The organism is Frigoribacterium sp. Leaf415, assembly GCF_001424645.1.
GTDB lineage: Bacteria > Actinomycetota > Actinomycetes > Actinomycetales > Microbacteriaceae > Frigoribacterium.
Window position 1 is genome coordinate 1,665,820 of the sequence record NZ_LMQR01000001.1, and the last position, 25,989, is coordinate 1,691,808.

The following is a 25,989-nucleotide window of genomic DNA, read 5'->3' on the forward strand; positions in this document are numbered from 1 at the left end:
AACGCCCCCGCCGAACCGGCGGGGGCGTTCTGACGTCGCTGCTAGGCGGACTTCTCGGTGCGCTGTTCGACGAGGCGCGGCACGATCGTGGGCGCGGCGTTCTCGAGCACCGAGGCCCGCGTGATGACGACTCGACCGACGGTGTCGTCCGACGGCACGTCGAACATGATCGGACCCAGGACCTCTTCGAGGATGGCGCGGAGCCCGCGGGCGCCGGTCTGACGCAGGACGGCCAGGTCGGCGATCGCCTCGAGAGCGCCGCGATCGAACTCGAGCTCGACCCCGTCGATCTCGAACATGCGCTGGTACTGCCGCACGAGGGCGTTCTTCGGCTCGGTGAGGATCTGCATCAAGGCGGGCTGGTCGAGCTGCGTGACCGTGGTCACCACGGGCAGACGACCGATGAACTCGGGGATCAGGCCGAACTTGTGCAGGTCTTCGGGCAGGACCTCGCTGAAGAGGGCTGCTTCGTCTTCTTTGCTGTGCAACGGGGCACCGAAACCGATGCCGCGCTTGCCGGCGCGGTTCGAGATGATGTCCTCGAGCCCGGCGAACGCCCCGGCGACGATGAAGAGCACGTTGGTCGTGTCGACCTGGATGAACTCTTGGTGGGGGTGCTTGCGGCCACCCTGCGGCGGCACCGAGGCGACGGTGCCCTCGAGGATCTTGAGCAGCGCCTGTTGCACGCCCTCGCCCGAGACGTCACGCGTGATCGACGGGTTCTCGGCCTTGCGGGCGATCTTGTCGATCTCGTCGATGTAGATGATGCCGGTCTCGGCCCGCTTGACGTCGTAGTCGGCGGCCTGGATCAGCTTGAGCAGGATGTTCTCGACGTCTTCGCCGACGTAACCGGCCTCGGTGAGGGCCGTGGCGTCGGCGACGGCGAACGGTACGTTGAGCCGTTTGGCGAGGGTCTGGGCCAGATAGGTCTTGCCACAGCCGGTCGGGCCGATCAAGAGGATGTTCGACTTCGAGATCTCGACCTCGTCGGCGAGTGACTCGGCGGCCGTGAGGGTCGAGGCGGCACGGATGCGCTTGTAGTGGTTGTAGACGGCCACCGAGAGCGCACGCTTCGCTGCGTCTTGCCCGATCACGTACTCTTCGAGGAACGAGTAGATCTCGCGGGGCTTGGGCAGGTCGAACTCGCTCGCGGGTTCGTCACCGGCCTCGGCGAGGCGCTCTTCGATGATCTCGTTGCAGAGCTCGACGCACTCGTCGCAGATGTAGACGCCGGGACCGGCGATCAACTGCTGGACCTGCTTCTGGCTCTTGCCGCAGAACGAGCACTTGAGCAGATCGGCACTCTCACCTATGCGCGCCATGCTCGGCCTCCCTGATTGGCTGAGGTCGTCGACCGGGACCGGTCGCCTCGTGCAACGAGCCTAACCCGATCCGCCGACACTCACGGACCGACCCGGGTGGTTCGAGCACATCCGACCGGGGTCCTGGACGAACGACGTGTCGCCCGCCGGCGGGTCGGTACGACGAAGGCCCCGGGCGGGTGCCCGGGGCCTTCGTCGTCATGCCGTGATCAGCGCGTCAGCGCCGCCGGCTGGTTCTTGCGCGAACCGAGGACCTGGTCGACGAGACCGTAGGCGAGCGCCTCTTGCGCGCCCAGGATGTTGTCGCGCTCGATGTCGCGGTTCACCTGCTCGGGCGTCTTGTTCGAGTGCTTCGACAGGGTCTCTTCGAGCCAGGTGCGCATGCGCAGCACCTCGGCGGCCTGGATCTCGATGTCGGAGGCCTGACCGCCGCTGCTGCCACCGGTCGCGGGCTGGTGGATCAGCACGCGGGCGTTGGGCAGCGCGAGACGCTTGCCGGGCTGGCCGGCGGCGAGCAGGACGGCCGCAGCCGACGCCGCCTGACCGAGGCAGACCGTCTGGATCTCGGGACGGATGTACTGCATCGTGTCGTAGATGGCCGTCATGGCCGTGAACGAACCACCGGGCGAGTTGATGTACAGCGTGATGTCGCGGTCGGGGTCCATGCTCTCGAGCACGAGCAACTGAGCCATGATGTCGTCGGCCGAGGCGTCGTCGACCTGCACGCCGAGGAAGACGATGCGGTCTTCGAACAGCTTGGCGTAGGGGTCTTGACGCTTGTAGCCGTAGGCCGTGCGCTCTTCGAAGCTGGGCAGGATGTACCGGGAGCTGGGGGTCTGCACTCGACCCGCGCCACCCATCATCGGGAGTTCCATGAGTTCTTCTCTTTCTCGTTCTGACGAAGGGGCGAAGGGCCTAGGCCTGGTCGGTGCCGGCGCCGCCGACGACGTCGGTGGCCGAGCCGCGGATGTGGTCGACGAAGCCGTACTCGAGGGCCTCTTCGGCGGTGAACCAGCGGTCGCGGTCGCCGTCTTCGTTGATCTGCTCGACGGTCTTGCCCGTCTGCGCAGCCGTGATCTCGGCCAGTCGACGCTTCATCGAGAGGATGAGCTGCGCCTGCGTCTGGATGTCGGACGAGGTGCCGCCGAACCCGCCGTGCGGCTGGTGCAACAGGACACGCGCGTTCGGCGTGATGTAGCGCTTGCCCTTGGTGCCGGCCGTCAAGAGCAGCTGACCCATCGACGCGGCCATGCCGATGCCGACGGTGACGATGTCGTTCGGCACGAACTCCATGGCGTCGTAGATCGCCATGCCCGCCGTGATCGACCCGCCGGGCGAGTTGATGTAGAGGTAGATGTCTTTCTCGCTGTCTTCCGCAGCGAGCAGCAGCAGTTTCGCGGCGATCTCGTTGGCGTTCTCGTCGCGGACCTCAGAGCCGAGCCAGATGATCCGGTCTTTGAGCAGTCGGTCAAAAACACTGTTGGGCAGTGTCACGTCGGCCATGGTGGAGCTCCCATTCGTTGTCGCTTGTCGTCGAATCTATCGGAGCCAACGCACGGGTTCCGGGCTGTTCGCCCACGGCAGATACCGCGCCTCCGCGGCCCCGCGGGGGCGCACCCGAGAGTCCGGGAGGCGCGGCGCCGGGAACGACGGAGGGCCGGGTGCGCACTCGCACCCGGCCCTCTCGACGTGACGGGTCAGCCGACCCGCCCCTGCTGCTTACGCGTGGTCGTGACCCGCGTGGTCGTCGTCGCCGCCGACGCCGGCGGTCGCGGTGAACGCGGACAGGTCGACCGAGTCGCCCTTGCCGTCGACGACCTTGGCCTTGCTGAGCACGACCGCGAGGGCCTTGCTCCGAGCGACCTCGCCGACCATGGCGGGGATCTGGCCGTTCTGGTCGAGGACCTTGATGAACTCGCCGGGCTCCATGCCGTACTGGGCCGCACCCTGGATGAGGTACTGCGTCAGCTCGTCCTGCTCGACCTTGACGGCCTCTTTCTCGGCGATGGCGTCGAGGAGGATCTGGTTGCGGAAGGCCTTCTCGCTGCTCTCCTTCACCTCGGCGCGGTGCTCGTCGTCCTCGAGGCGGTTCTCCTGCTCGAGGTGACGGTGGACCTCGTCCTCGACGAGCTTCTCGGGGACGGGGATCTCGACGGCCTCGAGCAGCTTCTCGACGACCTGGTCGCGTGCCTGGGCACCCTGACCGAAGGTCTTCGACTTGGCCAGCTGCTCTTTCAGGTCACCCTTGAGCTCGTCGATGGTGTCGAACTGGCTGGCGATCTGGGCGAAGTCGTCGTCGGCCTCGGGCAGCTCGCGCTCTTTGACGGCCGTGACGTCGACGGCGATCAAGGCGGTCTCGCCCTCGCGGTCGCCGCCGAGCAGCTTCGACTCGAAGGTGGTGCTCTCGCCGGCGGTGAGCGACTCGAGGGCCTCGTCGATGCCCTCGATCAGTTCGCCCGAGCCGAGCTCGTACGAGATGCCCTTGGCGGTGTCGACGACGTCGTCGCCGATGGTCGCCGTGAGGTCGATCTGCGCGAAGTCACCCGTGGTGGCGGGGCGGTCGACGGTGACCAACGTGCCGAAACGGGTACGCAGGTTCGTCAGCTCTTCGGCGATCTCGTCGTCGGTGACGTCGACCGTGTCGACCGTCAGCTCGAGGCCGTCGTACTCGGGCAGGTCGAAGTCGGGACGCACGTCGACCTCGACGGCGATCTTCAGATCACCCGAGAAGTCCTTGACGTTCGGCCACTCGACGACGTCGGCCTCGGGACGGCCGAGGACGCGGATCTCGGTCTCGGTCACGGCCTCGCGGTAGAACTTGTCGAGGCTCTCGCTGACCGCGTGGTTCAGCACCTCTTCACGACCGACGCGCTGGTCGATGATGGGCGGCGGCACCTTGCCCTTGCGGAACCCGGGGATGTTGACCGACTCGGCGATGTGACCGTAGGCGTGCGTGACGCTGGGCTTGAGCTCGTCGGGCGTGACGACGATGTTGAGCTTGACGCGCGTGGGGCTGAGCTTCTCAACCGTGGTCTGGACCAATGTGGGGCTTCTCCTGTGTTGGTGGCGCTGAACTCACATCCGAGACAGCAGGTAGACGATCGTCGGGGCGACAGGACTCGAACCTGCGATCTTCCGCCCCCAAAACGGACGCGCTAGCCACTACGCTACGCCCCGTGTATCAGCCTGGAACCGGCCGTCACGCGTGAGCCCCGTTGAGGTCGGGTACGTGAAGACCGCGTCGAGTCTAGCCGACGCCGAGGGCCCGTGACTGAGCGACCTCGTCGGATGCCTTATGCTGGTCTCACCCGTGCGGCCAGGCCGCTCACGGGGATGTAGCTCAATGGTAGAGCCTCAGTCTTCCAAACTGATCACGCGGGTTCGATTCCCGTCATCCCCTCTGTGTTTGTTCGACGCCTCCGGCGTCGGCGCCGGGGGGCGCCTTGAATGAAATCTTCTCCGCACCTTGCACGCAGGCGTTGGCGGGCGCCCTCAAGGAAATCTTCTCCGCACCTTGCACGCGGGTGTCGGCGCCGGTAGGCGCCCTCGATGAAATCTTCTCCGCACCTTGCATGCAGGTGTCGGCGCCTTTCAGGGGTCTCTCGGGCGGCTCGGGGGGAAGTCGTGCTGGCGGATGATTTTTCCTGGCGCGACGTGACCCAAGATGGCCACATGAGACGCGCGACGTTCGCACGGGTCGCGCTGGTCGGTGCGGTCGTGGCCACCCTCGCGGCCGGGTGCGCCGCTCCGCCGACCGAGGCGACCAGCGCCTCCGGGTCCGGCACGATGGCCCAGGCCGCCGCCGCGCCCGGCGTCGCCGTCGCGCCGAGCTCGGGGGGCGTGCGGGTCGCGATCGTCGGCGACTCGTTGACCGCCGGGGGCGGTCGCCTGCTCAGCGAGGGGCTCACCGCCGACACCTGGATGACCTACGCCCAGGGCGACGGCATCGACTACGTGGGCGGCTACGCCAAGGGCGGCTCGACGGTGCAACAGCAGGCCGCTGCGGTGCGGCCGGTCGACGACGTCGACGTCCTCGTGCTGATGTCCGGCACGAACGACGTGCGCCTCGGACTGACCTTCGCCGAGTCCGCGGCGTCCTACGACGCGATCGTCGACACGATCCGGCCGGAGCACGTCGTCGTGGCCGCCATCCCGCCCTACGACCGTGCACCCCGGGCCGCGGCGCGGTACGAGGCGCAACTCGAGCGCTACGTCGCCGACAAGGGCTGGACCTTCACCGACCCCTGGGGGTTCGCCCGGGCGGGCGACGTCTTCGCCGCCGGCACGACCGTCGACGGCATCCACCCCACGACGGCCGGATACGAAGCCCTCGGCCACGCGTTGCGTGACACCGTCCTCGACGTGGCGGGCCCGCGGGTCGTCGCCCCGCAGGCGGACTCCCCCGCCGACCCGGCCGAGGCCGCTCCGGGTACGACCAGCTGACGACGCCCCACCCACGCTCCGTCACCCGGTCGCGGGAGTCCGCCGAACCGGAGACGAGCCGGCTCAGTGCTGCAGGAAGGCGAGCACCGCCAGCACACGACGGTGGTCGGTGCCGCTGTCCTCGAGCAGGAGCTTCTGGAAGATCGAGGTGACGTTCTTCTCCACCGCACCCGTGCCGATGACCAGCTCGGCCGCGATGGCGGCGTTCGTGCGCCCCTCGGCCATCAGCGTCAACACCTCTCGCTCACGCGGCGTGAGCGCGGCGAGCGGATCGCTGCGACGGCCCAGCAGCTGCGAGACCACCTGCGGATCGAGGACCGTCCCGCCGTCCGACACCCGGCCGAGCGCGTCACGGAACTCGTCGAACGAGGCGATGCGGTCCTTGAGCAGGTAGCCGACCCCGCCCGAGCCCGCCTCGAGCAGGTCGCGGGCGTAGGCCACCTCGACGTACTGCGACAGCAGCAGGATGCCGAGGTCGGGCCGACGGCGTCGCGCCTCGATCGCGGCACGGACGCCCTCGTCGGTGTGGGTGGGCGGCATGCGGACGTCGAGCACGGCGATGTCGGGACGGACGTCGTCGAGGTCGGCCAGCAACGAGTCGGCATCGCCGTACGCCCCGACGACCTCGACCCCGATCTCGTCGAGCAGTCGGACGAGCCCCTCCCGCAGCAGCACCGAGTCGTCGGCGACGACGACGCGGAGGGGCTGACGGGAGGGGCTCTCGAGACTCACGCGTCCAGACTAGGGGCGCGGCCCACCGACTACGGTCGCGCGGGCGGCCCGGCCGGCGGGTCGAGCGGCGCGTCGGGCAGTGCCGCGTCGGGCAGTGCCGTGTCGGGCAGTGCCGTGTCGGGCAGTGCCGTGTCGGGCAGCGGCTCGGTCATGGCCGTCGACGAGAACGGCAGCAGCGGCTCGGTCGGCAGCGGCAGCGTCGGGTTGCTCGGCACCTCGATCGTCATCGGGATGCTCACCGTGACGATGGTCGGCCCGCCCTGCGGGCTGCTGATGTCGAGGAAGCCGCCGAGGCCCACGAGGCGCTCCTGCACCCCGGCGAGACCGTGGCCGTCGCGCAGGCCGGCGCCGCCGCGCCCGTCGTCGGTCACGACGAGCTCGAGCAGTGTGCCGATGCCGTCGGGAGCCTGCCGCGTGCGCAGCACGAGGTCGGCACTGGCCGCCTCGGCGTGCTTGCCCGTGTTCGTCACCAGTTCGGACGCGATGAAGTACGCGTTGCGCTCGATGTCGCTCGGGATCACGACGCGCGCGGGCACCCGGTTGAGCATCGTGGTCGGAACCACCGAGCGGTCGACGAGCGACTCGAGGGCCGCGACCAGGCCGCGATCCAGGAGCAACGGAGGCGCGAAACCGCGGGACAGGGCGCGCAGCTCCTCGAGGGCCTCGCGGGACTGCACCCGCGCCTCCTCGATGAGGGTCTTGCTCTTCTCGGGATCGTTGTCGACGGCGCGGGAGGCCGCCGCGAGGTCCATCTGCAGGCGGACCAGGCGCTGCTGCGGGCCGTCGTGGATGTCGCGCTCGAGCCGGCGGAGGGCCGTGCCCTCGGCGGACAGGGCCGCCGTCCGCGAGATCTCGCGGTCGGCGAGCTCGACCTCGAGCTGCTCGCTGCGGAAGCCGCCGAGCATGACGGCGGCGATCGCCTGGTGCATGACGACGAACCCGTGCACGACGTACGGGTAGACCAGCACGACGCCGGCGAAGAGTGCGAGGGCGAGGACGACGAGCACCGCGCCTCCGCCGTTGCCGATCGCGGACGCCCAGTTGAAGGTGTCGAACGGCGGGAGCGCCTGGAAGACGAGCACGACCCCGAGGACCGCGAGCACCGGGCCGGCCAGCAGGCCCACGAGGACGAAGGTCGTGAAGCCCGCCACGATCGGGAAGACCACGACGCCGTAGAGCAGGTAGAGCCAGTAGTGCGGGTTGGCGAAGACCGAGACCGCCCGCACGAAGCGGTTCGTGGACCGGCCCCACTCGGTGTTGGGCGTCCAGTCGACGGGTCGGATCGGTCGGTCGCTGGCCCAGCCCAGGCGGAGCACCTCGAAGGTGCCGAACCACCGGGCGATCCAGAGGGCGCCGAAGACGACGACCGCCAGGAAGACGAGCGTGAAGAGCGAGTCGCTCGACCCGCTGACCGTGTGCAGGAACAACGAGGCGGCCACCGTCACGATGACGACGAGGACGGCCGAGAGCGCGACGTAGCCGAGTTCGCGGGGCAACTCGCGCCAGCGTCGTCGGTAGCCGCCGGGGCGGGACGGTGGTGAGAGGTAGGGGTTCGCGGCGGTGATGGTGGTCTCCTGGATCATGCCTTCGAGCCTGGTCTGAGCGGGGCGTCCACCCCATGGTGCCAGCGCCCGGAACGCCGGTGGGGTTATCCCCCCTCACGAGCCGGGTGAGGTGAGGCTGGCCTAGGTGAGCCGAGCCTCAGCTTGCTTGCGGAATTCTCCCAGACGTCTAGCGTTGCCTCCATCGTCTAGGAAAGGACCACGTCATGACCGACATCACCCGCACCGTCCCCCAGGGTTCCGTCGACCCCGACGTCGCCGCCGGCGTCGCCCAGTTCCTCAGCCAGATCGTCACCGACATGACGGCCCTGTCGGTCAACGGCAAGCAGGCCCACTGGCACGTGCGCGGCATCGCGTTCGTCGCCGTGCACGAACTCATCGACGTGGTCGTCGACCACGCCCGCGAATGGGCCGACCTCGCCGCCGAGCGCGTCGTCGCCCTCGGCCTGCCGGTCGACGGACGCATCGAGACCGTCGCCGCCAAGACGGTCATCCCCCCGACCTCCCCCGGCTTCAACCAGATCGACGTCACCATCGCCGAGCTGGTCGCCCAGATCGACGCCTCGCTCGTCGCCGTCCGCGAGGCCATCGACGAACTCGGCGAGCTCGACGCCTCGAGCCAGGACGTCGCCATCGAGATCTCGCGCGGCCTCGAGAAGGACCGCTGGTTCCTCGCCGCGCACGTCGCCGGCTGATCCGTCCCGCCGGACGGACGAAGGCCGCCACCCCGCCCGGGGTGGCGGCCTTCGCCGTGCGGCGGGCTCGCGGCGGCCGCGCGGCGACGCGCGACGGACTCGCGGCGACGATCCGTCAGGCGCTCAGGCGCTCAGGCGCTCAGGCGCTCCTCACGACGTCGGCGCTGCTCGACCGGGTCGGGCACCGGCGCCGAGGCGATCAGGCGGCGGGTGTAGTCATCCGAGGGTGAGGTGAGGATCTCGCTGCGGTCGCCGATCTCGACGAGGCGGCCGGAGCGCAGCACGGCGATCCGGTCGCAGAGCGAGTCGACGACGGCGAGGTCGTGACTGATGAACAGGCAGGCGAAGCCCAGCCGGCTCTGCAGCGAGCGGAAGACGTCCAGCACCCGCGCCTGCACCGACACGTCGAGAGCGCTCGTGGGCTCGTCGGCGATGAGCAGCTCGGGGTCGAGAGCCACCGCACGGGCGATCGCCACGCGCTGACGTTGACCGCCCGACAGCTCGTGCGGGTACCGCTCGCGCCACGCCCCGCCCAGCCCGACGTCGGCCAGCAGGGCGTCGACCCGGTCGGTCAGTTCGGAGCCGCGGAGGCGCCGCCGCACCTGCAACGGCTCGGCGACCGTCTGGGCGATGCTGTACCTCGGGTTGAGCGACGTCGTCGGGTTCTGGAAGACGACGGCGACCCGCTCCCGCATGGCGGCGATCTCGCGCCGTCGGGCCGTGCTCAGGTCGACCCCCGTCGCCTGCACGCTGCCCGCCGAGATCGGGGCCAGGCCGATCGCCGCCCGCCCGATCGTCGTCTTGCCACTGCCGGACTCGCCGACCAGGCCCAGGATCTCACCGCGGGCGACCTCGAAGCTCACCCCGTCGACGGCACGGAACCGTTCCACGAGGCGGTTGCCGTACTCGACGACGAGGTCGTGCACGGCGAGCGCCGGGCCTGCCTCGCCCGTCACCCCCGCGTCGGGCGCGGCCGGGCCGGTCGGACGCGGCTCGACCGCGACCCGGTCGCCCACCCGGGGCACGGCGTCGAGCAGGTCACGCGTGTAGTCGGCCGCGGGGGCGGCGAACAGGGGTCCGACGTCGTTCGTCTCGACGACCTCGCCCGAGCGCATCACGACGACGCGGTCGGCGAGGTCGGCCACCACGCCCATGTCGTGCGTGATCAGCAGGATGCTGGTGCCCGACCCGCGCTGGAGGCGGCGGAGCACGTCGAGCACCTCGGCCTGCACCGTCACGTCGAGCGCCGTCGTGGGCTCGTCGGCGATCAGCAGGGCCGGGTCGGAGGCCAGGGCCATCGCGATCATGATGCGCTGGCACTGGCCGCCCGAGAGCTGGTGCGGGAAGGACTTCAGCCGCTCCTCGGGCTCGGGGATCTCGACGCTCGCCAGCAGTTCGACCGCGCGGGCCCGCACGGCCGCACGGCTCGCGGTGGGCTCGTGCCGCCGAACGGCCTCCTCGATCTGGAACCCGACCGTGAAGACGGGGTTGAGGGCCGCCGAGGGGTCCTGGAAGATCATGGCGATCCGCTCGCCCCGCAGGTGGCGCACGGCGCTCTCGGGCCGCCCGACCAGTTCGTCGCCGTCGAACACGATCGACCCGCCGACGGTGGCGTTGGCGGGCAGCAAGCCCAGGACCGACATGGCGCTGACGCTCTTGCCCGAGCCGGACTCGCCTACGACGGCGAGGACCTCCCCCCGATGCACGTCGAACGAGGCCCCCTGGACGGCGACTTGGTCGACCCCGTCGACGTCGAAGCGGATGGTGAGGTCGCGGACGCTCAGCAGCGGGTCGGTCATCGGGGCTCCTGGTTCGGGTCGGGCGGCGTGCGGCCGGCGTCCGGGGCCGTCTGGTCGCGGTCGGCCTTGAAGGCCTCCCAATCGGCGAGCATCTTGCGGTGGTACTGCGAGATCCAGGCCATGTAGTCGCGGCCGTTGACCAACCGGCGCCGCACCTCCTCGTCCTGTCCGTTCGCGGGGTCGAGCACCGAGAGTCCCTGCTCGATCGTGATGCGTTGCCGGTCGAGGTAGCGGCGCTCGCCCGCGAGCCAGCTGCCCCAGATGTCGTCCTCGGCCCGGAAGTAGTGGCTGCGGTCGCCGGGCACGACGTGCCTCTTGATGAACCCCGAGTCGACCAGGCGTCGCGTCGACATCGAGACGGAGCCGGCGCTGGCGCTGAGGGCCGAGCCCAGGTCGGCCGACGAGACGTAGGGCTCGCGCATCATCATCAGGTAGCCGAGGATGCGCCCGTCCATCAGGGCCGAGCCGGCCATCTCCCACATGACGGCGAACTGTTCGACGAACTCGCGGCGGGCGGCGTCGCCGACGGGGGTGACGGTCGTGGCGGTCGTGGCGTCGTCGCTCGGCATGCGTTCTCTCGATCCGTGGGGTCCCGTCCCGGCAGGGCGGGCGCTTCGCCGCCAGCCTAGATCGACGGTCGCGGACGTCGTCATCCGTCGAGCTCCGTCACCGGGCGCATGCTCATGCCTCCGGAGCCGCGCAGCAGCGTGACCCGGCCGTCGCCGTCGAACTCGTAGCGCATGGTCTCGCCCACCGATCCGAAGCCGTTGCCCTGCGCGATGAGCACCTCGCGGGGCCCGGTCACCCTCAGGCGGTCGAGCCCGTCGACGGGATCGGAGGCACCGGGGTGCAGCGCGACCAGGTTCTCGCCCAGCAGGGCGACGTCGACGATGCCGAACTCGCCCGCGAACCGGCCGGTGAACCGGGCCGGGTCGACATCGGACGAGGAGGCGCGGGTCGCCAACCCGGCGGGGGCCGCCTCCCGAGCCAGGTCGAGCAGGCGCAGCACGCCGGACGAGAGGGAGGTGGCGGGTCCGTCGACGGCGTTGGTGAGGACCGAGACGGCCAGCCCGATCGAGGGATCGAAGAGCGTGCGGGTGATGTGTCCCGGGTACCCGCCGGAGTGCCCGACCACGCGGTGCCCGCCGACGCGGTCGATCACGAACCCGAGGCCGTAGTGAGCCGAGGCCGGCTGCGACGCGTCGGACTGCCAGGCCTCCCGTTGGGCGAGCCGCTTGCTGTGCTCGCTCAGCAGGCGCTCGTCCCCGTCGAAGTGCGCCGAGGCGTAGCGCACCAGGTCGGAGGCCGTGCCGTAGAAACCCGTCGCCGCCGCCATGGCCCGGGTGTCGACGTGATCGAGCCTCACCCGGGTCTGCGACACGTGGCGGCCGCTGTGGCCCGCCGCGTACTCGTCGGCGCGGGCGTCGTCCCACTCGGGCCCCGTGTGGGTGAGGCCGAGGCGGTCGACGATCGACTCGGTCACGAACTCGCCGTACGACCGACCGGACGCCGCCGCGACGACCAGGCCGAGCAGCGAGTACCCGAGGTTGCTGTAGTTGAAGGCGGACCCCGCGGGCGCCTTGTCGCCGTGGTCGAGCAGCATGTCGAGCAGCTCGTCCTCGTCGGGGAACGGACGGCCGTGCTGCCAGTAGTCGCCGTCGAGGCCGTCCCGGATGACTCCGGCACCGTGCTCGAGCAGCTCGCGGACGGTGGCGTCGGCCAGCGGCGACCCCGCCTCGGCCAGCCGCGGCACGAACGTCCCCACGGGGTCGTCGAGTCGGAGGGCTCCCCGCTCGACGAGCTGCAGGACGGCCGTGGCGGTGAAGGTCTTCGAGTGCGAGGCGATGCGGAACAGGTGCTCCGTGGTCAGCGGGACCCGCGCCTCCTCGTCCGCCAGGCCGTGGGCGGACGACAGCTGCAGGCCGCCGTCGAACCAGACCGCCGTCTGCACCCCGGGCACCCGCTCGCGCCAGCGGCGGTAGGCCAGCCACCCGTCGACGTAGGGCAGGGCGGACCGCAGGTCGGCGACCTGCTGCGCGGTGAGGGCGGGGGTGGCGGTCGAGGGGGTCACGGGTCCTCCGGTGGGGGGCGTCATTGCTGGCGGCGGGGGTCGAGGGCGGCACGCAGGGTGTCGCCGAGGCTGATGATGCTGAGCACGGTCACGGCCAGGAACAGCGCCGGGAAGACGAGCAGGTGCGGTGCGTTCTGGAACTGGCTCGACGCGCTCGAGAGCTGCAGGCCCCACGAGATGGCAGGAGCCTCGAGCCCGATGCCCAGATAGGTCAACGAGCTCTCGGCGACGATCACGCCACCGACCGTGATGGTCGCGACGACGAAGACCGGCGAGAGCGAGCTCGGCAGCACGTAGCGCGTCACGATGCGCCAGGTCGAGAGGCCCATGGTGCGCGCGGCGAGCACGAAGTCCGCCTGCCGCACCGAGCGCACCGAACCGCGGACGAGGCGCGCCATCGTCGGCCAGCCGAACAGGGCGAGCACCAGCGAGACCGTCAGCACGGACCGCTCGCCCGCGCTGTTCAGCACCACGACGGCGCCCAGCAGCAGGGGGAAGCCGAGGAAGACGTCGGTCAGGCGCGACAGGGCCGCGTCGACGATGCCGCCGTACAGACCGGCGATCGTGCCCACGACGATCGCCACGACCATCGACAGCACCGTGGTCAGCAGGCCGACGGACAAGGAGGCGCGGGTGCCGTGGATCACGTTGGCGTAGACGTCGCAGCCCTGCAGGTCGAACCCGAAGGGGTGACCGCCCGTCGGGTCGGCACCGCTGAGGTTGAGGTCGCAGACGCGCGGGTCGCCGTGACCGAACAGGCCGGCGAAGAGGCCGGGGAAGATCGCGATCAGGGCCAGCACGGCGATCACGGCGGCCGGCACGAAGAACCCCGGACGCCGGACGGCACGCCTCAAGGGGTGACGACGACCGTCGGCGAGCGACGGGGCGACGGGGGTGGTGAAGCTCTCGGTCATCGGCGCACTCTCGGGTCGAGCAGGGCATGGATCGCGTCGACCAGGAGGCTGGTGACGAGGAAGACGAGGATCAGCGCGGTCGAGATGCCGACCACCGTGGCGCCCTCGTGGCTGCGGATGGCCCCGAAGAGCAGGTTGCCGACGCCCGGCAGGTTGAAGATGCCCTCGATGATGACCGTGCCGCCGAGCAGGTAGCCGAGGTCGGTCGCGAGGAACGTCGCGGTCGGGATCAACGAGTTGCGCATCACGTGCACCCCGATGACCCGCCGCGGCGTGAGTCCCTTGGCCCGAGCCGTCCGGACGTAGTCCGAGCTCAGGTTCTCGAGCACGGAGGCGCGGGTCAGGCGCGACACCGAGGCCAGGCCGAACAGCGCGATCACGATGGCGGGCAGCACGTAGGCCGTCGGCCACCCGGTCGTCACGCCGGCGACGGGGAACCAGTCGAGCCGGACCGCGAAGACGAGCTGCAGCGTCACGCCCACCACGAAGACCGGGATCGCGCTGGCGACGATGGTGCCGCCGAGGATGGTCCGGTCGACCAGCGTGCCGCGCTTCAGCGCCGACACCACGCCGAGGCCGATGCCCACGACGATCTCGAGCAGCCAGGCCGACAGGGCGAGCGTGACGGTGACCGGCCACCGGCTGGCCATCTGGTCGGCGACCGACTGCCCGGTGAAGGTCGTGCCGAAGTCGCCCCGGAAGAGCCCGCCGATGTAGCGCGTGTACTGCTGCCAGAGCGGCTCGTCGAGGTGGTACTCGGCGCGCAGGGCGCGGACGACCGCGTCGCTGAGCGGACGGTCCCCGCCGAGCGCCCTGATCGGGTCGCCGGGCAGGGCGAAGACCATGACGTAGATCACGAAGGTCACGCCGACGAAGACGACGGCGAGGCCGCCGACGCGCTCGACCACGGCGAGGACGGTCTTCATCGTGGGGCCGGCCCGGTCGCGTCCCCGGCTGTGCTTCCGGCCGCGAGGTGGGCCGCAGCCGCCAGCACGGCGCCGTACTGGACGCCCACCAGGCTCGAGATCGGGATGACCTCGGCCCGGTCGGCGGCCGCGGCCTCGGCCTGCCAGGCGGTGTACAGCACGGCGGTCTCGTCGACCAGGCGACGCAGGGGCGCCGTCGCCGTGCCGGCGACCGCCTCGGCCTCGACCGCACGGAGGAGCATGCCGCCGTAGCGCAGTCGGAAGCAGTGCACGAGGTCCTCGCAGGAGAAGCGCTCGGCGACGGTGGCGGGACGGACCGACTCCGGGCTCGCGGCCCGCGCACGGTCGACGGCCCCCATGCGGACGAGCATCGGGACGAAGGCGCGCGAGGCCCGCAGGAAGGGCGACTCGAACGTGAGGAGGGGCTCCGCCCGCGAGAGGAGCTCGACGAGCGCCTCCCCCGTGGCGGTCATCTCACCGCCCGTCCGCCGCAGGAGGTCGGCGTACGACTCGTCGGTCGGCGACTCGTCGTCGGCGTCGGGGTGCTTCCAGTACGGCAGCTCGGCCACGACCCCGAGGGTGCCGTGTCGGCTCGCGTACTCGCTCGACGACGAGCCGGCGATCTCGAGCGCGGGGTCGATCCCGAGCGACTCGAGGTAGTCGTAGGCGTCGGCGATCGTGCCGGTGCCGAACACCGCCGGCGCGTACCGCTCGAGGAACGGCGACTCGGGCTCGCCCGTGTCGAGCGGCAGCCCGAGCGACGCGGGCACCGCGTGCAGCACCTCGGTCAACTCGGGCACCGGACGGCTCAGGTAGTAGTAGACGCCGCCCATCTCGCCGTTGTGGAGGCTCACGTAGAGATCGGGCCGCAGCTCGTCGATCAGGCGCATCAAGCCGAGCGTCTCGGGCATCACGCGGTCGAAGTAGGCGTCCTTGTACGAGGTCGGGAAGGTCCACTCGACCTGCTCGTCGGGCGCCGGCCGGTAGAAGCGCCGTGCGTAGTGGCCCCGGTCCCCCGGGTCGGCGAACCAGCCCTCGTTGAGGCGGCCGCCGTCGGGGTCGATGCTCGGCACGATGTGCCAGGTGGCGTCGAGCGCCGTCCGCAGGTCGTCGTCGGCGCAGAGCGTCTCGGCGAGGTGGATCGCCGTCCACGACCCGATCGGCTCGTTGGGGTGGACCCCGCCGACGATCAGGTGGTCGCGCGAGCCCGAGCCGACGGAGTACATCGGGATCGGCTCGCCCAGGCGGCTCGTCGCCACCCGTCGACTCGAGACGAGACCGGGGTTCTCGCGCTCGAGGCGGGCGAAGTGCCGCCAGAGGTCGTCGAGGGTGGGGAACCCGTCGAGCGGGGGCACCGCCCCGGCCCGACGGACGATGTCGTCCGTCGAGCCGACGACGGCGGAGGAGGCGCGGGTGACGCGGTCGTGGATCGTCACTGCAGGGTGATCCCCTGCACGATCGGGCTGCCCGCGGCCTGCGGCAGCGTCGCGATCTTCTCGCTGGTCACGTACGAGTACTTGTCGGAGAAGGTGGGCGCGACCGGGAAGTCCTCGAGCACCCGCTCCTGCACGGCCCGGTAGGCGTCGGTCGCGGCCTCGGGCGTCGCGGCCTGGTCGGCCGTGTCGAGCAGCGCGTCGACGTCGGGCGAGCTGTACCAGGTGCAGTCGTGGCACCCGCCGGCCTCGGTGAACAGCGATCGCAGCGTGTTCTGCTGGCTGACGTAGAGGGCGCCCCAGTGGCCGAAGTGCGGCCCGGCCGTGGTGCGGTCGACGAGCCCCTGGTAGTACTCGGCCCAGTCGGTGCTCGGCTTGGCCACGACGTCGTCGATGCCGAGGTTCTGGCGGATCTGGTTCGCGTAGGCCTCGAACAGCGAGTCGACGCCGCTGCCGCCGGGGTAGACGATCTCCATGGTGCCGTCGAAGCCCCCGGCCTCGGCCAACAGGGCCTTCGCCGCGTCGGGGTCGAACTCGCAGAACTCGCCGCAGAGGCCGTCCGGCGTGCCCGTCATGGCGGACGGGGTGAAGGCCGTGGCCGGCTCGTAGAGGCCGCCGTAGATGGCGGTGTTCACGGCGTCGCGGTCGATCGACATCGAGATGGCCTGTCGCACGCGGACGTCCGAGTAGCGCTCGTCGGTCAGCGGGAAGCCGAGGTAGTCGATGCCCGGGGCGTCGAACGAGTACAGCCGGTCGCCGAAGTCCGCCTCGGCGGAGGTCATCTTGGACGCGGGGAGGAACAGCACGTCGGCGTTGCCCGCGAGCACGTCGGTGTACGCGGTGTTCTGATCGCTGTAGCTGCGGTAGGTGATGCTGTCGACCTGGGCGGCGTCGTCGCCCTGGTAGTCGGCGTACTTCTCGACCGTGAACTCGGCGTCGTCGACCCAGGGCTCGGTCATCTCGAACGGGCCGTTGCCGACGGGCTCGCGGTCGTACGCGTCCAAGTCGTCGTACGCCGACTCGGGCATCGGGTAGAAGCCGGTCTGGGCCTGGCTGATCTGCAGGGGGAACTGGCTGTCGGCGTGCGTCAGCTCGACCGTGAACGTCGTGTCGTCGACGACCGTGAGGCCGCTCATGGTGCTCGCGGTGGGCTCGCCCTCGGCGGGGTTGAGGTCGGCGTAGCCGACGATGCCGGCGAGTTGGCCGCTGTTCTCGAAGGCGTTGGCGGCGTCGGCCGTGTAGTTCCAGGCGTCGACGTAGCTCATGGCGGTGACGGGGGTGCCGTCCTGGAAGGTCCAGCCGTCGCGCAGGGTGATGGTCCAGGTCACGTTGTCGTCGGACTCGACCGACTCGGCCTGGACGTACGTGATCGCGTTGTCCGCGTCGACCGAGACGAGCGGGGCGAACAGGCTCATCACCTGCGTGAAGGCCACGGTCTGACGCCCGGGGGTCAGGTGGTCCGGCTCTCCCGTCGCGTAGACGAAGGTGCCGCCCGCGTCGGCGGACGAGCTGTCGCCTCCGGCGGCACAGCCTCCGAGGGTGAGGGCCACGACGGTGGCGGCGGCGGTGACGAGGGTCGTACGGGTGGCTCTCATGTGTCCTCCAGCGCCCGGGGCGGGGCGGGTCGGGTGGTGCACTCCGATGCCGTGACGAGACGGTGTGACGCCACGCTAGGGAGGGGTGGCCACTCGACGGAAGACCTCGGCCTCAAAAGTTTCACTACTTTTTGAAACCTTCACGACGAGGAAACATCGTCGAAACACCCGCGCCGAGGGTCAGGACGTCCGGTGGGTCCAACGGCCGCCCAGGAGAGTGCCCGAGACCGGGAGCCGCCGGAGGTCGTCGTCGGTCGCGGTGAGCGGGTCGGCGTCGGTGACGACGAGATCGGCGACGGAGCCGACCTCCACCCTCGCCCGGCCGCCCGTGGAGGCCGCGAGCGCCGCCGAGGCGACCACGCGCTGCTCGGGGTGCCACGGCTCGCGTCCGTCGCGCGACCGCGAGATCGCCGCGGCCATCGCCACCCAGGGGTCGAGCGGGGCCACCGGTGCGTCCGACCCGAGCCTGAGGCTCACCCCCGCGGCGACGAGGCTCTCGAACGGGTAGGCGCGGTCGGTCCGGCCAGCCCAGAGCCGGTCGGCCACGTCGCGGTCGTCCATGGCGTGCTCGGGCTGCACGCTGGCCACGATGCCGAGGCGCGCGAACCGGTCGACGTCGCGCGCGTCGAGCAACTGCGCGTGCTCGATGCTGCCGCCGCAGCCGACCTGCTCGAGGGCGTCGAGCGCCTGGGCGTTCGCGGCGTCGCCGATCGCGTGCACGGCCGGCACGAACCCCGCCGAGGAGGCGCGGCGCAGCCACCCGACGAGCTCGTCGGTCTCGTAGATGCGCACCCCCCGGGCCGCGGGGTCGCCCTCGAGCCCCGGGTACGGGTCGTGGCACCACGCGGTGCGGGTGCCGAGGGAGCCGTCGGTGATGATCTTGAACGGCCCCATGGTGACGAGGCCGTCGGTGCCCGGGATCACGTCACCGGTGCGCAGCCCGCGGGCGACGACGGCGTCGAGGTCGCGCGGGTAGACCCCGGGACGGATGCGCAGCCCGCGGGTCCCACCGGCCACGCGCCGGCTCCAGCGGTCGAGCGACAGCGTCATCTCGAGGTCGACGACGCCGACGACCCCCCGCGCGGCGGCCGCGTCGACGGCCTCGCCGACCCACCGGTCGAGCTGCTCGTCCGGCACGACGCTCACGGCGGCGCTGACGTCGAAGGCCGGCTGCTCGCGCAGCAGGCCGGTCGGGTGGTCGGCGTGACCGTGACGGGCCAGGGCGGACGAGTCGAGCCAGACGGAGTGCAGGTCGTTGCTGACCAGGACGACCGACACGTCGCCCGCCACCGAGTCGAGCAGCGCACGACTCGGGGCGTCGGGCCAGAGCGCGTCCTGGAAGCCGTAGCCGACGAGGGTGCCGCCCGCCTCGACCGGCTCGTCGCGCAGGCGCTCCCCCACGATCGAGGCCGCCTCGGCGGCGGACCGCGCCCGCGACAGGTCGAGCCGACGCCGCACCAGCGCCCACTGGTCCATGTGGACGTGGGAGTCCCAGAGGCCCGGGGCGAGCCAGCGGCCGTCGAGGTCGACCACCTCGGCACCGTCGGGGGCGAGACCGGACGCGAGGGCGACGACTCGGCCGCCGTCGAGCAGGACGTCCACGGGGGCGGGCCCGCCGCCGACCAGGCGGACGTCCCTCAGCAGCGTCCGTCGCGCCTCCTCGGCCCGGGTGCCGCCGCCGACCGTCATCGGTCGCGCACCCGGCGCATCTCGGCGGCGAGCGCCGGCTGCGCGTAGTGCTCGCCGTGCTCGAGCTCGTCGACGATGCGGTCGACGACCTCGGGGGCCTTGTTCTGGCTGAGCTTCGCGCGGGCGTCGAACCGGGTCACGCGCAGGCGGATGCCGACGGTGCCCTTCGCGACGCGTCGCGAGCCCGCGTCGTCGAGGGTGAGCGTGGACGGCTCGGGCATGACGCGCTCGAAGTGGTCGACGAGCTCGCCCAGCACCCGGAAGTTCTCGTCGTCGGAGAGGATCTCGGGCGTGCCCCAGAGATGCGCCGTGACGTGGTTCCAGGTGGGGATGATCTGCTCGGCCGGGTACCAGCCGGGCGAGACGTAGCCGTGCGGGCCCTGGATGATCACCATGACCTCGTGCTCACCGAGCTCGTGCGACCGCTCGTCGGGGCGGCCGACGTGGCTGACGACCACGATGGCGTCGGGGTCGGCGGCGTCCTGCTCGAGCACGACCGGGTAGTGCGACGCCACGAGTCCCGCGGCCGTGTGGGACACGATCGTGGCCCACGGGTTCTCGCGGATCAACCGCTTGACCTCGTCGACGTCGGACAGGACGAACGTGGGGGTGTGCCGCATGGTGTCACCCTGGCACAGGTTTCAGCCGCGACTGAAAGCTGTGACACGCACGTAACACGACGGCCCGCTCAGACCTGGTCGGTCGGGCACCAGTAGAGCTTGCGGCCGGCGGCCATCTCCATCACGACGTTCGTGCCGCAGACCCGGCAGGGCAGGCCCTCGCGGTGGTAGACCCAGTGCCGGTCGGCCCGGCTGCGCAGCGCCTTGGCGTGCTGGGCCTTGGTGAGGCCGTCCATGGTCATCATCTGGCCGAGCTCGACGCCGCTCTTGAGCAGCTTCGTCCAGTCCTTGTACAGGGCGCGCAACACCTCTTCGGGCACCTGGTTGCCGGGCGTGTGCGGGTCGAGCCGGGCCCGGAACAGCAACTCGGCGCGGTAGATGTTGCCGATGCCGCTGACGACGCTCTGGTCCATCAACAGCAGGCCGATCGGGGTGCGCTTCTTGCGGACGGTCGTGACGAAGCGGTCGCTGCCCTTCTTGGGCGAGTCGACCAGGGGGTCGGGGCCGAGCTTCGAGATCGCCAGGTCGACCCCGGCCGCGTCGAGGACCTCGCACTTCGTCGGGCCACGGAGGTCGCCGACGGCGGTGTCGGTCAGCAACCGCACGCGCACCTGCCCGACGGGCTCGGGCGGGAACGACTCGATGTCGTCCTCGGTCTTCTCCTGCTCGGCCATGCGCACGCGCGTCCTGCGAGGGGCACCGATGCTGGCCATCGAGTCCTCGCCGTCGTCGTCGGGAGCGTTCTCGGCCTTGCGGGTCGCTGCCCGGCGCGTGCGCGACTCGGCCATCGAGTGGCCCGTGGCGATGTCACCGGCGAAGTCCCAGGCGCCGTAGAGCCCGAGGTGCACGTGCAGCCAGAGCCCGTTGTCGAACTCGAGGAACATCTGCTTGCCGACGGCCTTGGCGTCGACCATCGTGGCGCCGTCGAGCCGGGTCGCCCCGTCGGCGAACCGCCCCTGGGGCGAGCTCAGCTCGACGCGGTGGCCGACGAAGCTCTGCTCGAACTGGTTGGCGATGCGGTGGACGGAATGGCCCTCGGGCACGGCGGCACCTCTCTCGGTGGTCGGTGTGACGGTCTCACGCGGGACGGCGGAGACGACGGAGCGGCGAGGCCCCGGTCGGGGTCTCGCCGCTCTCGACGTTACGTCGTCAGTCGACCGGGTGACCGGCGATCGCGCCCGTGGTCTCGTACTCGCCGACCTGCGCGATGCGGCGCACGTGGCGTTCGTCGTGGCTGAACGGCTCGGCGACGAAGGCGTCGATGAAGGCGAGCGCCTCGGCCTCGGTGTGCTGACGTGCACCGATGGCGATGACGTTGGCGTCGTTGTGCTGACGGGCGAGCTTCGCGGTCGAGTCGTTCCAGACCAGGGCCGCCCGGACGCCCTCGACCTTGTTCGCGGCGATCTGCTCGCCGTTGCCCGAGCCTCCGAAGACGACTCCGAGCGCCTCGTGGCCCGCCCGCTGGTCACGCACGGTCGCGCGGGCCGCCGCGATGCAGAACGACGGGTAGTCGTCGAGCGGCTCGTAGCTCGTCGGACCGTGGTCGGTCACGTCGTGGCCCGCGTCGGTGAGGTGCTGGATGACGGTCGTGCTGAAGTCGAGGCCGGCGTGATCGGTCGCCACGTGGATGCGCATGGTGACCATCTTAGAACCGGGCCACGACGGGGCCGACCGGCACCGCGCCTCCTCGTGGCCAGCAGTCGCGGCCCGGGGAGGCGCGGGTCCTCAGTCGAAGATCGGCCCGACCGTGCGGGAGCGCTTGATCTCGAAGAACCCGGGGTACGACGCCACGGCGACCACGCCGTCCCAGAGGCGAACGGCCTCGTCGCCCTTCGGTGCGGGCGAGATGACGGGGCCGAAGAAGGCCACGCCGTCGACCGCGATGACGGGGGTGCCGACGTCCTGGCCGACGCGGCCGATGCCGTCGAAGTGGCTGGCGCGCATCTGCTCGTCGAACTCGTCGCCGTCGGCGTACCGCGCGAAGTCGGCGGGCAGCCCGACCTCGGCCACGGCACCGGCGATGACGACGTCGCCGTCCTTCTCGCCCTCGTGGTGGATGCGGGTGCCCAGGGCGTCGTAGAGGGGCTTGACGATCTGCTGACCGTGGAGCTCGCCCGCCGCCGTGACGAGACGCGTGTAGCGCAGCATGCGGGCGAAGTTCGCCTTGTACTCGTCGCTGACGTCGTTGTCCTCGTTGAGCACCGCGAGGCTCATGACGTGGAAGGTGACGTCGAGGTCGCGGTGCTTCGCGACCTCGTCGACCCAGCGACTGGTCATCCAGGCCCAGGGGCACGAGGGGTCGAACCAGAAGTCGACGACGGTGTGGGGCGCGGGGACGGGGGTGTCGGTCATGCCCTCAGTCAACACCCCGGTGTCGTACAGCCGGTCTAGGCTCTCAGCGGACCACGAGTCCCCCCTCACCCCCCAGACGGATGGAGCCAGCGTGCCCGGAGAGAACCTCACCCGCGTCGAGGCGCAAGAGCGCAAGAACGTCGTCGACGTGCAGTCGTACGAGATCGCCCTCGACCTGACCCGCGGCGACGAGGTGTTCGGCAGCTCGACCACCGTGCGCTTCACCGCCACCCCCGGCGCGTCGACCTTCATCGACGCGCTCACCCGCACCGTGCACTCGGTGACCCTCAACGGCGCCGCGCTCGACGTCGACGCGGTCTCCGACGGCGTCCGCATCCAGCTCGCCGAGCTGGCCGCCGACAACGTGCTCGAGGTCGTCGCCGACGCCGAGTACACCAACACCGGCGAGGGCCTGCACCGCTTCGTCGACCCGGTCGACGGCGAGGTCTACCTCTACTCGCAGTTCGAGGTGCCCGACAGCCGCCGCGTCTTCGCGGTCTTCGAGCAGCCCGACCTCAAGGCGACGTTCCAGTTCACGGTCACCGCGCCCGCACGCTGGCAGGTCGTCAGCAACCAGACCACCCCCGACCCCGTCGTCGACGGCGAGACCGGCACCTGGACGTTCTCGCCCACGCCCGTGCTGTCGAGCTACGTCACGGCGATCATCGCCGGCCCGTACGACGTCGTCCGCAGCGACCTCACCAGCTCCGACGGCCGAACGATCCCGCTGGGCATCTTCACGCGTCGCTCGCTCACGGAGTACCTCGACGCCGACTACATCTTCGAGAAGACCCGTCAGGGCTTCGCCTACTACGAGGACAAGTTCGACTACGCGTACCCCTTCGAGAAGTACGACCAGCTCTTCGTGCCGGAGTTCAACGCCGGCGCCATGGAGAACGCGGGTGCCGTCACCTTCGTCGAGACCTACGTCTTCCGCAGCAAGGTGACCGACGCCATCAAGGAACGCCGCGTCGTCACGATCCTGCACGAGCTCGCCCACATGTGGTTCGGCGACCTCGTCACGATGAAGTGGTGGAACGACCTCTGGCTGAACGAGTCGTTCGCCGAGTGGGCCTCGACCATCTCGACCGCCGAGGCGACCGAGTGGACCGAGGCCTGGACCACCTTCCAGGCGATGGAGAAGAGCTGGGCCTACCGCCAGGACCAGCTGCCGTCGACCCACCCCGTCGTCGCCACGATCACCGACCTCGAGGACGTCCAGGTCAACTTCGACGGCATCACCTACGCCAAGGGCGGGTCGGTCCTCAAGCAGCTCGTCGCCTGGGTCGGCATCGACGCCTTCTACGCCGGCGTCGCCGCGTACTTCAAGAAGCACCACCACTCGAACACTGAGCTGAGCGACCTGCTCGTCGAGCTCGAGGCGACCTCGGGCCGCGAGCTGACCAGCTGGTCGAAGCTCTGGCTCGAGACCGCGGGCGTCAACACCCTTCGTCCCGAGCTCGAGGTCGACGAGGACGGCGTCATCACGTCGTTCGCCGTGCTGCAAGAGGCCCCGGCCGACTACCCCACCATCCGACCGCACCGCCTCGCCATCGGCCTCTACGCCCTGCAGGGTGACGCCCTGGTGCGGACCGACCGCGTCGAGATCGACGTCGACGGCACCCGCACCGAGGTGCCCGAACTGGTCGGCCTGAACCGCGGCGACCTCGTGCTGATCAACGACGACGACCTCGCCTACGCGAAGATCCGCCTCGACGAGGTCTCGCTCGCCACCGCGATCGCGCACCTGTCGAAGATCTCGAACCCACTGGCGCGCGCCCTGGTCTGGGGCTCGGTCTGGGACGCGACGCGCGACGCCGAGACCTCGGCCTCCGACTACGTACGACTCGTGCTCGACAACATCGCGACCGAGACCGAGTCGACGACGATCCGCACCACGCTCTCGCAGCTGCTGCAGACCGCCCGCAGCTACGTCGCCCCCGCACGCCGCGCCTCCACGATCACCGAGGTCGGCGACGGCCTCTGGGCCCTGGCCCAGGGTGCCGAGGCCGGGTCGGACGCACAGTTCCAGTTCGTCACCTTCTTCGCCGCGATCGCGTCCACCGAGGCACACGAGGAGGCGCTGGCCGGTCTGCTCGACGGATCGCTCGCCCTCGAGGGCCTCACCGTCGACACCGACCTGCGCTGGCAGCTGCTCGAGGGCCTCGTGCTCGTCGGCGGCGCCGGCGAGGCCGAGATCGACGCCGCCCTCGCCGAGGACAACACGGCGAACGGCGCCCAGGCGGCCGCACGGGCCCGCGCGACGATCGCGACCACCGAGGGCAAGCTCGCCGCCTTCGCGTCGGTCGTCGACAGCGCCGAACAGCCCAACGCCATCGTCCGCGCGACGACCCTCGGGTTCCAGCACACGAACGACCCGGCGATCCTGCAGCCGCTCGTCGAGCGCTACTTCTCGTCGCTCACCGGCATCTGGGAGTCGCGCAGCTACCACATCGCCGACACCCTCGTCTCGGGGCTCTACCCGGCCGGCCTCGCCGACCAGGCGCTCGTCGACGCGTCGTACGCGTGGCTCGAGGCGAACCCCGAGACGCCGGCCCTGCGCCGCATCGTGAGCGAGAGCGTCGCGGGCGTCGAGCGGGCCCTGCGGGTGCAGGCGGTCGACCAGCAGTAGTCACGTCCCGGGTCGCGCGACGACCCGACGATCGATCCGGACGGCGGGCCCTCTCACAGGGCCCGCCGTTCCGGCGTCCAGGCGCCTCCCGGGTGGGGTTGCGGAGGCATGCTTGACTTGTCGCTCATATGGACCTCCTCCTCGCAGCTGCCACCGACCCCGCCGCCCCGATCGCCTTCGACTGGGACGCCTTCTGGACGATGTGGCGAGTTCCCATCCGGATCGCCGCGATCCTGCTCGTCGCGGTGCTGTTGCGCGTCGCCCTGCACTTCACCATCCGTCGGGTGGTCGACCAGGTCGTGAACGGCATCAAGCGGAAGCAGAACGTCGACGACACGCAGGCCCTCATGGCCTCGCCGCTCCAGGCGGTCCGCGTCGTGCAGCGCACTCGCACCCTCGGCAGCGTGCTGAACAACGTGGTCACGGTCGTCGTCGCGGGCATCGCGCTCGTGTTGGTCCTCGGCGAACTCAACTTCAACGCCGTCGCCATCGTCAGCGCGGCCGGAGTCGTGGGGGCGGGTCTCGCATTCGGTGCCCAGAACATCGTGAAGGACATGCTCAACGGCATCTTCATGGTCGCCGAGGACCAGCTGGGCGTGGGCGATGTCGTCGACGTCGGACCCGCCGCAGGTGTCGTCGAGGCGGTGGGAATCAGGGTCACCCAGGTGCGCGACGTCAACGGCGTGCTGTGGTTCGTGCGCAACGGGGAGATCCTGCGGGTGGGCAACATGTCGCAGGGCTGGACGCGCGTGGTCATCGACCTCGCCGTGCCGTACTCCGCCGACGTCGATCAGGTGCAGGACGCCATGCTGAACACGGCCAACGAGCTCGCGGCGATCCCCAAGTGGAGGCGCGCCATCATCGACCAGCCCGAGGTCTGGGGCATCCAGTCGATCGCCGAGGAGCACGTGGTGATCCGCATCGTCGCCAAGACCCGGTCCTCCGACCGCGACAACGTCGACCGCGAACTGCGGTCACGGCTCAAGAAGACCCTGGACGCCATGGACATCGTGTTGCCCTCGTTGACGAGCGTCGTCCTGACCGGCTTCGACAGCGCCTCCTCGGTCCAGGGTGCCCGGGCGCCGCGCACGGTGCCGACGCCCCACGTGCCGCGGAGCAAGCGCAAGTGAGCGACCTCCCGCTGACGCCGCGCCCGTCCAGCGCGCAGCCCGTGACTCCCCCGCCGTCGGCCGTGCCATCGGCC

The 25,989-nt window shown here is 70.6% G+C and carries 22 protein-coding genes and 2 tRNA genes; 5 read left to right on the forward strand and 19 right to left on the reverse strand.

The features are described from left to right. Positions 1-41 precede the first annotated feature (41 nt). The 5 genes from clpX to ASG28_RS07655 form a co-directional block, all read right to left on the reverse strand. Entirely contained in the window at positions 42-1,322 is a 1,281-nt protein-coding gene (gene clpX, locus ASG28_RS07635; RefSeq protein WP_043597039.1) for an ATP-dependent Clp protease ATP-binding subunit ClpX, read from the reverse strand. A 209-nt stretch (positions 1,323-1,531) separates the two neighbouring features. Further along, on the reverse strand, positions 1,532-2,197 hold the full coding sequence (locus tag ASG28_RS07640) for an ATP-dependent Clp protease proteolytic subunit (RefSeq protein ID WP_055973728.1): 666 nt from the start codon (positions 2,195-2,197) through the stop codon (positions 1,532-1,534). A gap of 40 nt (positions 2,198-2,237) precedes the next feature. After that, on the reverse strand, positions 2,238-2,825 hold the full coding sequence (locus ASG28_RS07645; protein ID WP_043597035.1) for an ATP-dependent Clp protease proteolytic subunit: 588 nt from the start codon (positions 2,823-2,825) through the stop codon (positions 2,238-2,240). Positions 2,826-3,041: 216 nt separating this feature from the next. Next, positions 3,042-4,364, reverse strand: a complete 1,323-nt coding sequence (gene tig / locus ASG28_RS07650; protein WP_055973730.1) for a trigger factor — start codon at positions 4,362-4,364, stop codon at positions 3,042-3,044. Positions 4,365-4,426: 62 nt separating this feature from the next. Continuing rightward, positions 4,427-4,499: transfer RNA gene (locus ASG28_RS07655), tRNA-Pro, on the reverse strand. A 152-nt stretch (positions 4,500-4,651) separates the two neighbouring features. Here ASG28_RS07655 and ASG28_RS07660 point away from each other — a divergent pair. Further along, positions 4,652-4,722: transfer RNA gene (locus tag ASG28_RS07660), tRNA-Gly, on the forward strand. Positions 4,723-4,994: 272 nt separating this feature from the next. After that, positions 4,995-5,765 carry an SGNH/GDSL hydrolase family protein gene (locus tag ASG28_RS07665; protein WP_055973735.1) on the forward strand — a complete coding sequence of 257 codons (771 nt, stop codon included), beginning with the start codon at positions 4,995-4,997 and terminating at the stop codon, positions 5,763-5,765. Between the two features lie 63 nt (positions 5,766-5,828). Here the strand turns inward: ASG28_RS07665 and ASG28_RS07670 are convergent, their stop codons facing one another. Further along, complete coding sequence (locus ASG28_RS07670; protein ID WP_055973738.1) at positions 5,829-6,497, reverse strand: response regulator transcription factor; 669 nt, start codon at positions 6,495-6,497, stop codon at positions 5,829-5,831. Between the two features lie 29 nt (positions 6,498-6,526). Continuing rightward, positions 6,527-8,080 (reverse strand): sensor histidine kinase, encoded by a 1,554-nt coding sequence (locus tag ASG28_RS07675; RefSeq protein WP_055973740.1) that lies wholly within the window; start codon positions 8,078-8,080, stop codon positions 6,527-6,529. 185 nt (positions 8,081-8,265) lie between these two features. Between ASG28_RS07675 and ASG28_RS07680 the strand changes: the two genes are divergently transcribed. Then, the gene (locus tag ASG28_RS07680; protein WP_043597026.1) at positions 8,266-8,754 is read left to right on the forward strand and encodes a Dps family protein; all 489 of its coding nucleotides are present in this window, start codon (positions 8,266-8,268) and stop codon (positions 8,752-8,754) included. Between the two features lie 131 nt (positions 8,755-8,885). Here ASG28_RS07680 and ASG28_RS07685 read toward each other — a convergent pair whose 3' ends face one another. The 12 genes from ASG28_RS07685 to ASG28_RS07740 all read right to left on the reverse strand — a co-directional run bounded on the left by ASG28_RS07685 (position 8,886) and on the right by ASG28_RS07740 (position 22,153). Next, complete coding sequence (locus ASG28_RS07685) at positions 8,886-10,553, reverse strand: dipeptide ABC transporter ATP-binding protein (protein WP_055973744.1); 1,668 nt, start codon at positions 10,551-10,553, stop codon at positions 8,886-8,888. Next, positions 10,550-11,122, reverse strand: coding sequence for a GbsR/MarR family transcriptional regulator (locus tag ASG28_RS07690; protein WP_055973747.1), 573 nt, complete (start codon positions 11,120-11,122; stop codon positions 10,550-10,552). The genes ASG28_RS07685 and ASG28_RS07690 overlap by 4 nt, the downstream gene beginning before the upstream one ends. A gap of 80 nt (positions 11,123-11,202) precedes the next feature. Next, complete coding sequence (locus ASG28_RS07695; protein WP_235477672.1) at positions 11,203-12,624, reverse strand: serine hydrolase domain-containing protein; 1,422 nt, start codon at positions 12,622-12,624, stop codon at positions 11,203-11,205. 20 nt (positions 12,625-12,644) lie between these two features. Then, positions 12,645-13,538 (reverse strand): ABC transporter permease, encoded by an 894-nt coding sequence (locus ASG28_RS07700; protein ID WP_055973750.1) that lies wholly within the window; start codon positions 13,536-13,538, stop codon positions 12,645-12,647. Continuing rightward, the gene (locus ASG28_RS07705; protein ID WP_055973755.1) at positions 13,535-14,464 is read right to left on the reverse strand and encodes an ABC transporter permease; all 930 of its coding nucleotides are present in this window, start codon (positions 14,462-14,464) and stop codon (positions 13,535-13,537) included. The genes ASG28_RS07700 and ASG28_RS07705 overlap by 4 nt, the downstream gene beginning before the upstream one ends. Continuing rightward, positions 14,461-15,900, reverse strand: coding sequence for a M14 family zinc carboxypeptidase (locus tag ASG28_RS07710; protein ID WP_235477675.1), 1,440 nt, complete (start codon positions 15,898-15,900; stop codon positions 14,461-14,463). Before ASG28_RS07710 ends, ASG28_RS07705 begins: the two co-directional genes overlap by 4 nt. Beyond that, complete coding sequence (locus tag ASG28_RS07715) at positions 15,897-17,492, reverse strand: peptide ABC transporter substrate-binding protein (protein WP_055973757.1); 1,596 nt, start codon at positions 17,490-17,492, stop codon at positions 15,897-15,899. Before ASG28_RS07715 ends, ASG28_RS07710 begins: the two co-directional genes overlap by 4 nt. A gap of 180 nt (positions 17,493-17,672) precedes the next feature. Beyond that, positions 17,673-19,181, reverse strand: a complete 1,509-nt coding sequence (locus ASG28_RS07720; RefSeq protein ID WP_055973760.1) for an amidohydrolase — start codon at positions 19,179-19,181, stop codon at positions 17,673-17,675. Next, positions 19,178-19,801 (reverse strand): FMN-binding negative transcriptional regulator, encoded by a 624-nt coding sequence (locus tag ASG28_RS07725; protein WP_055973762.1) that lies wholly within the window; start codon positions 19,799-19,801, stop codon positions 19,178-19,180. The genes ASG28_RS07720 and ASG28_RS07725 overlap by 4 nt, the downstream gene beginning before the upstream one ends. Before the next feature lie 68 nt (positions 19,802-19,869). Continuing rightward, on the reverse strand, positions 19,870-20,844 hold the full coding sequence (locus ASG28_RS07730; protein ID WP_055973764.1) for an Fpg/Nei family DNA glycosylase: 975 nt from the start codon (positions 20,842-20,844) through the stop codon (positions 19,870-19,872). A 106-nt stretch (positions 20,845-20,950) separates the two neighbouring features. Then, positions 20,951-21,436, reverse strand: coding sequence for a ribose-5-phosphate isomerase (locus ASG28_RS07735; RefSeq protein WP_043597130.1), 486 nt, complete (start codon positions 21,434-21,436; stop codon positions 20,951-20,953). 90 nt (positions 21,437-21,526) lie between these two features. Then, positions 21,527-22,153 (reverse strand): mycothiol-dependent nitroreductase Rv2466c family protein, encoded by a 627-nt coding sequence (locus tag ASG28_RS07740; RefSeq protein ID WP_055973767.1) that lies wholly within the window; start codon positions 22,151-22,153, stop codon positions 21,527-21,529. 91 nt (positions 22,154-22,244) lie between these two features. Here ASG28_RS07740 and pepN point away from each other — a divergent pair, with 91 nt between their 5' ends. Further along, complete coding sequence (gene pepN, locus ASG28_RS07745) at positions 22,245-24,785, forward strand: aminopeptidase N (RefSeq protein WP_055973770.1); 2,541 nt, start codon at positions 22,245-22,247, stop codon at positions 24,783-24,785. 128 nt (positions 24,786-24,913) lie between these two features. Next, on the forward strand, positions 24,914-25,915 hold the full coding sequence (locus ASG28_RS07750) for a mechanosensitive ion channel family protein (protein WP_055973773.1): 1,002 nt from the start codon (positions 24,914-24,916) through the stop codon (positions 25,913-25,915). Positions 25,916-25,989: the final 74 nt, after the last annotated feature.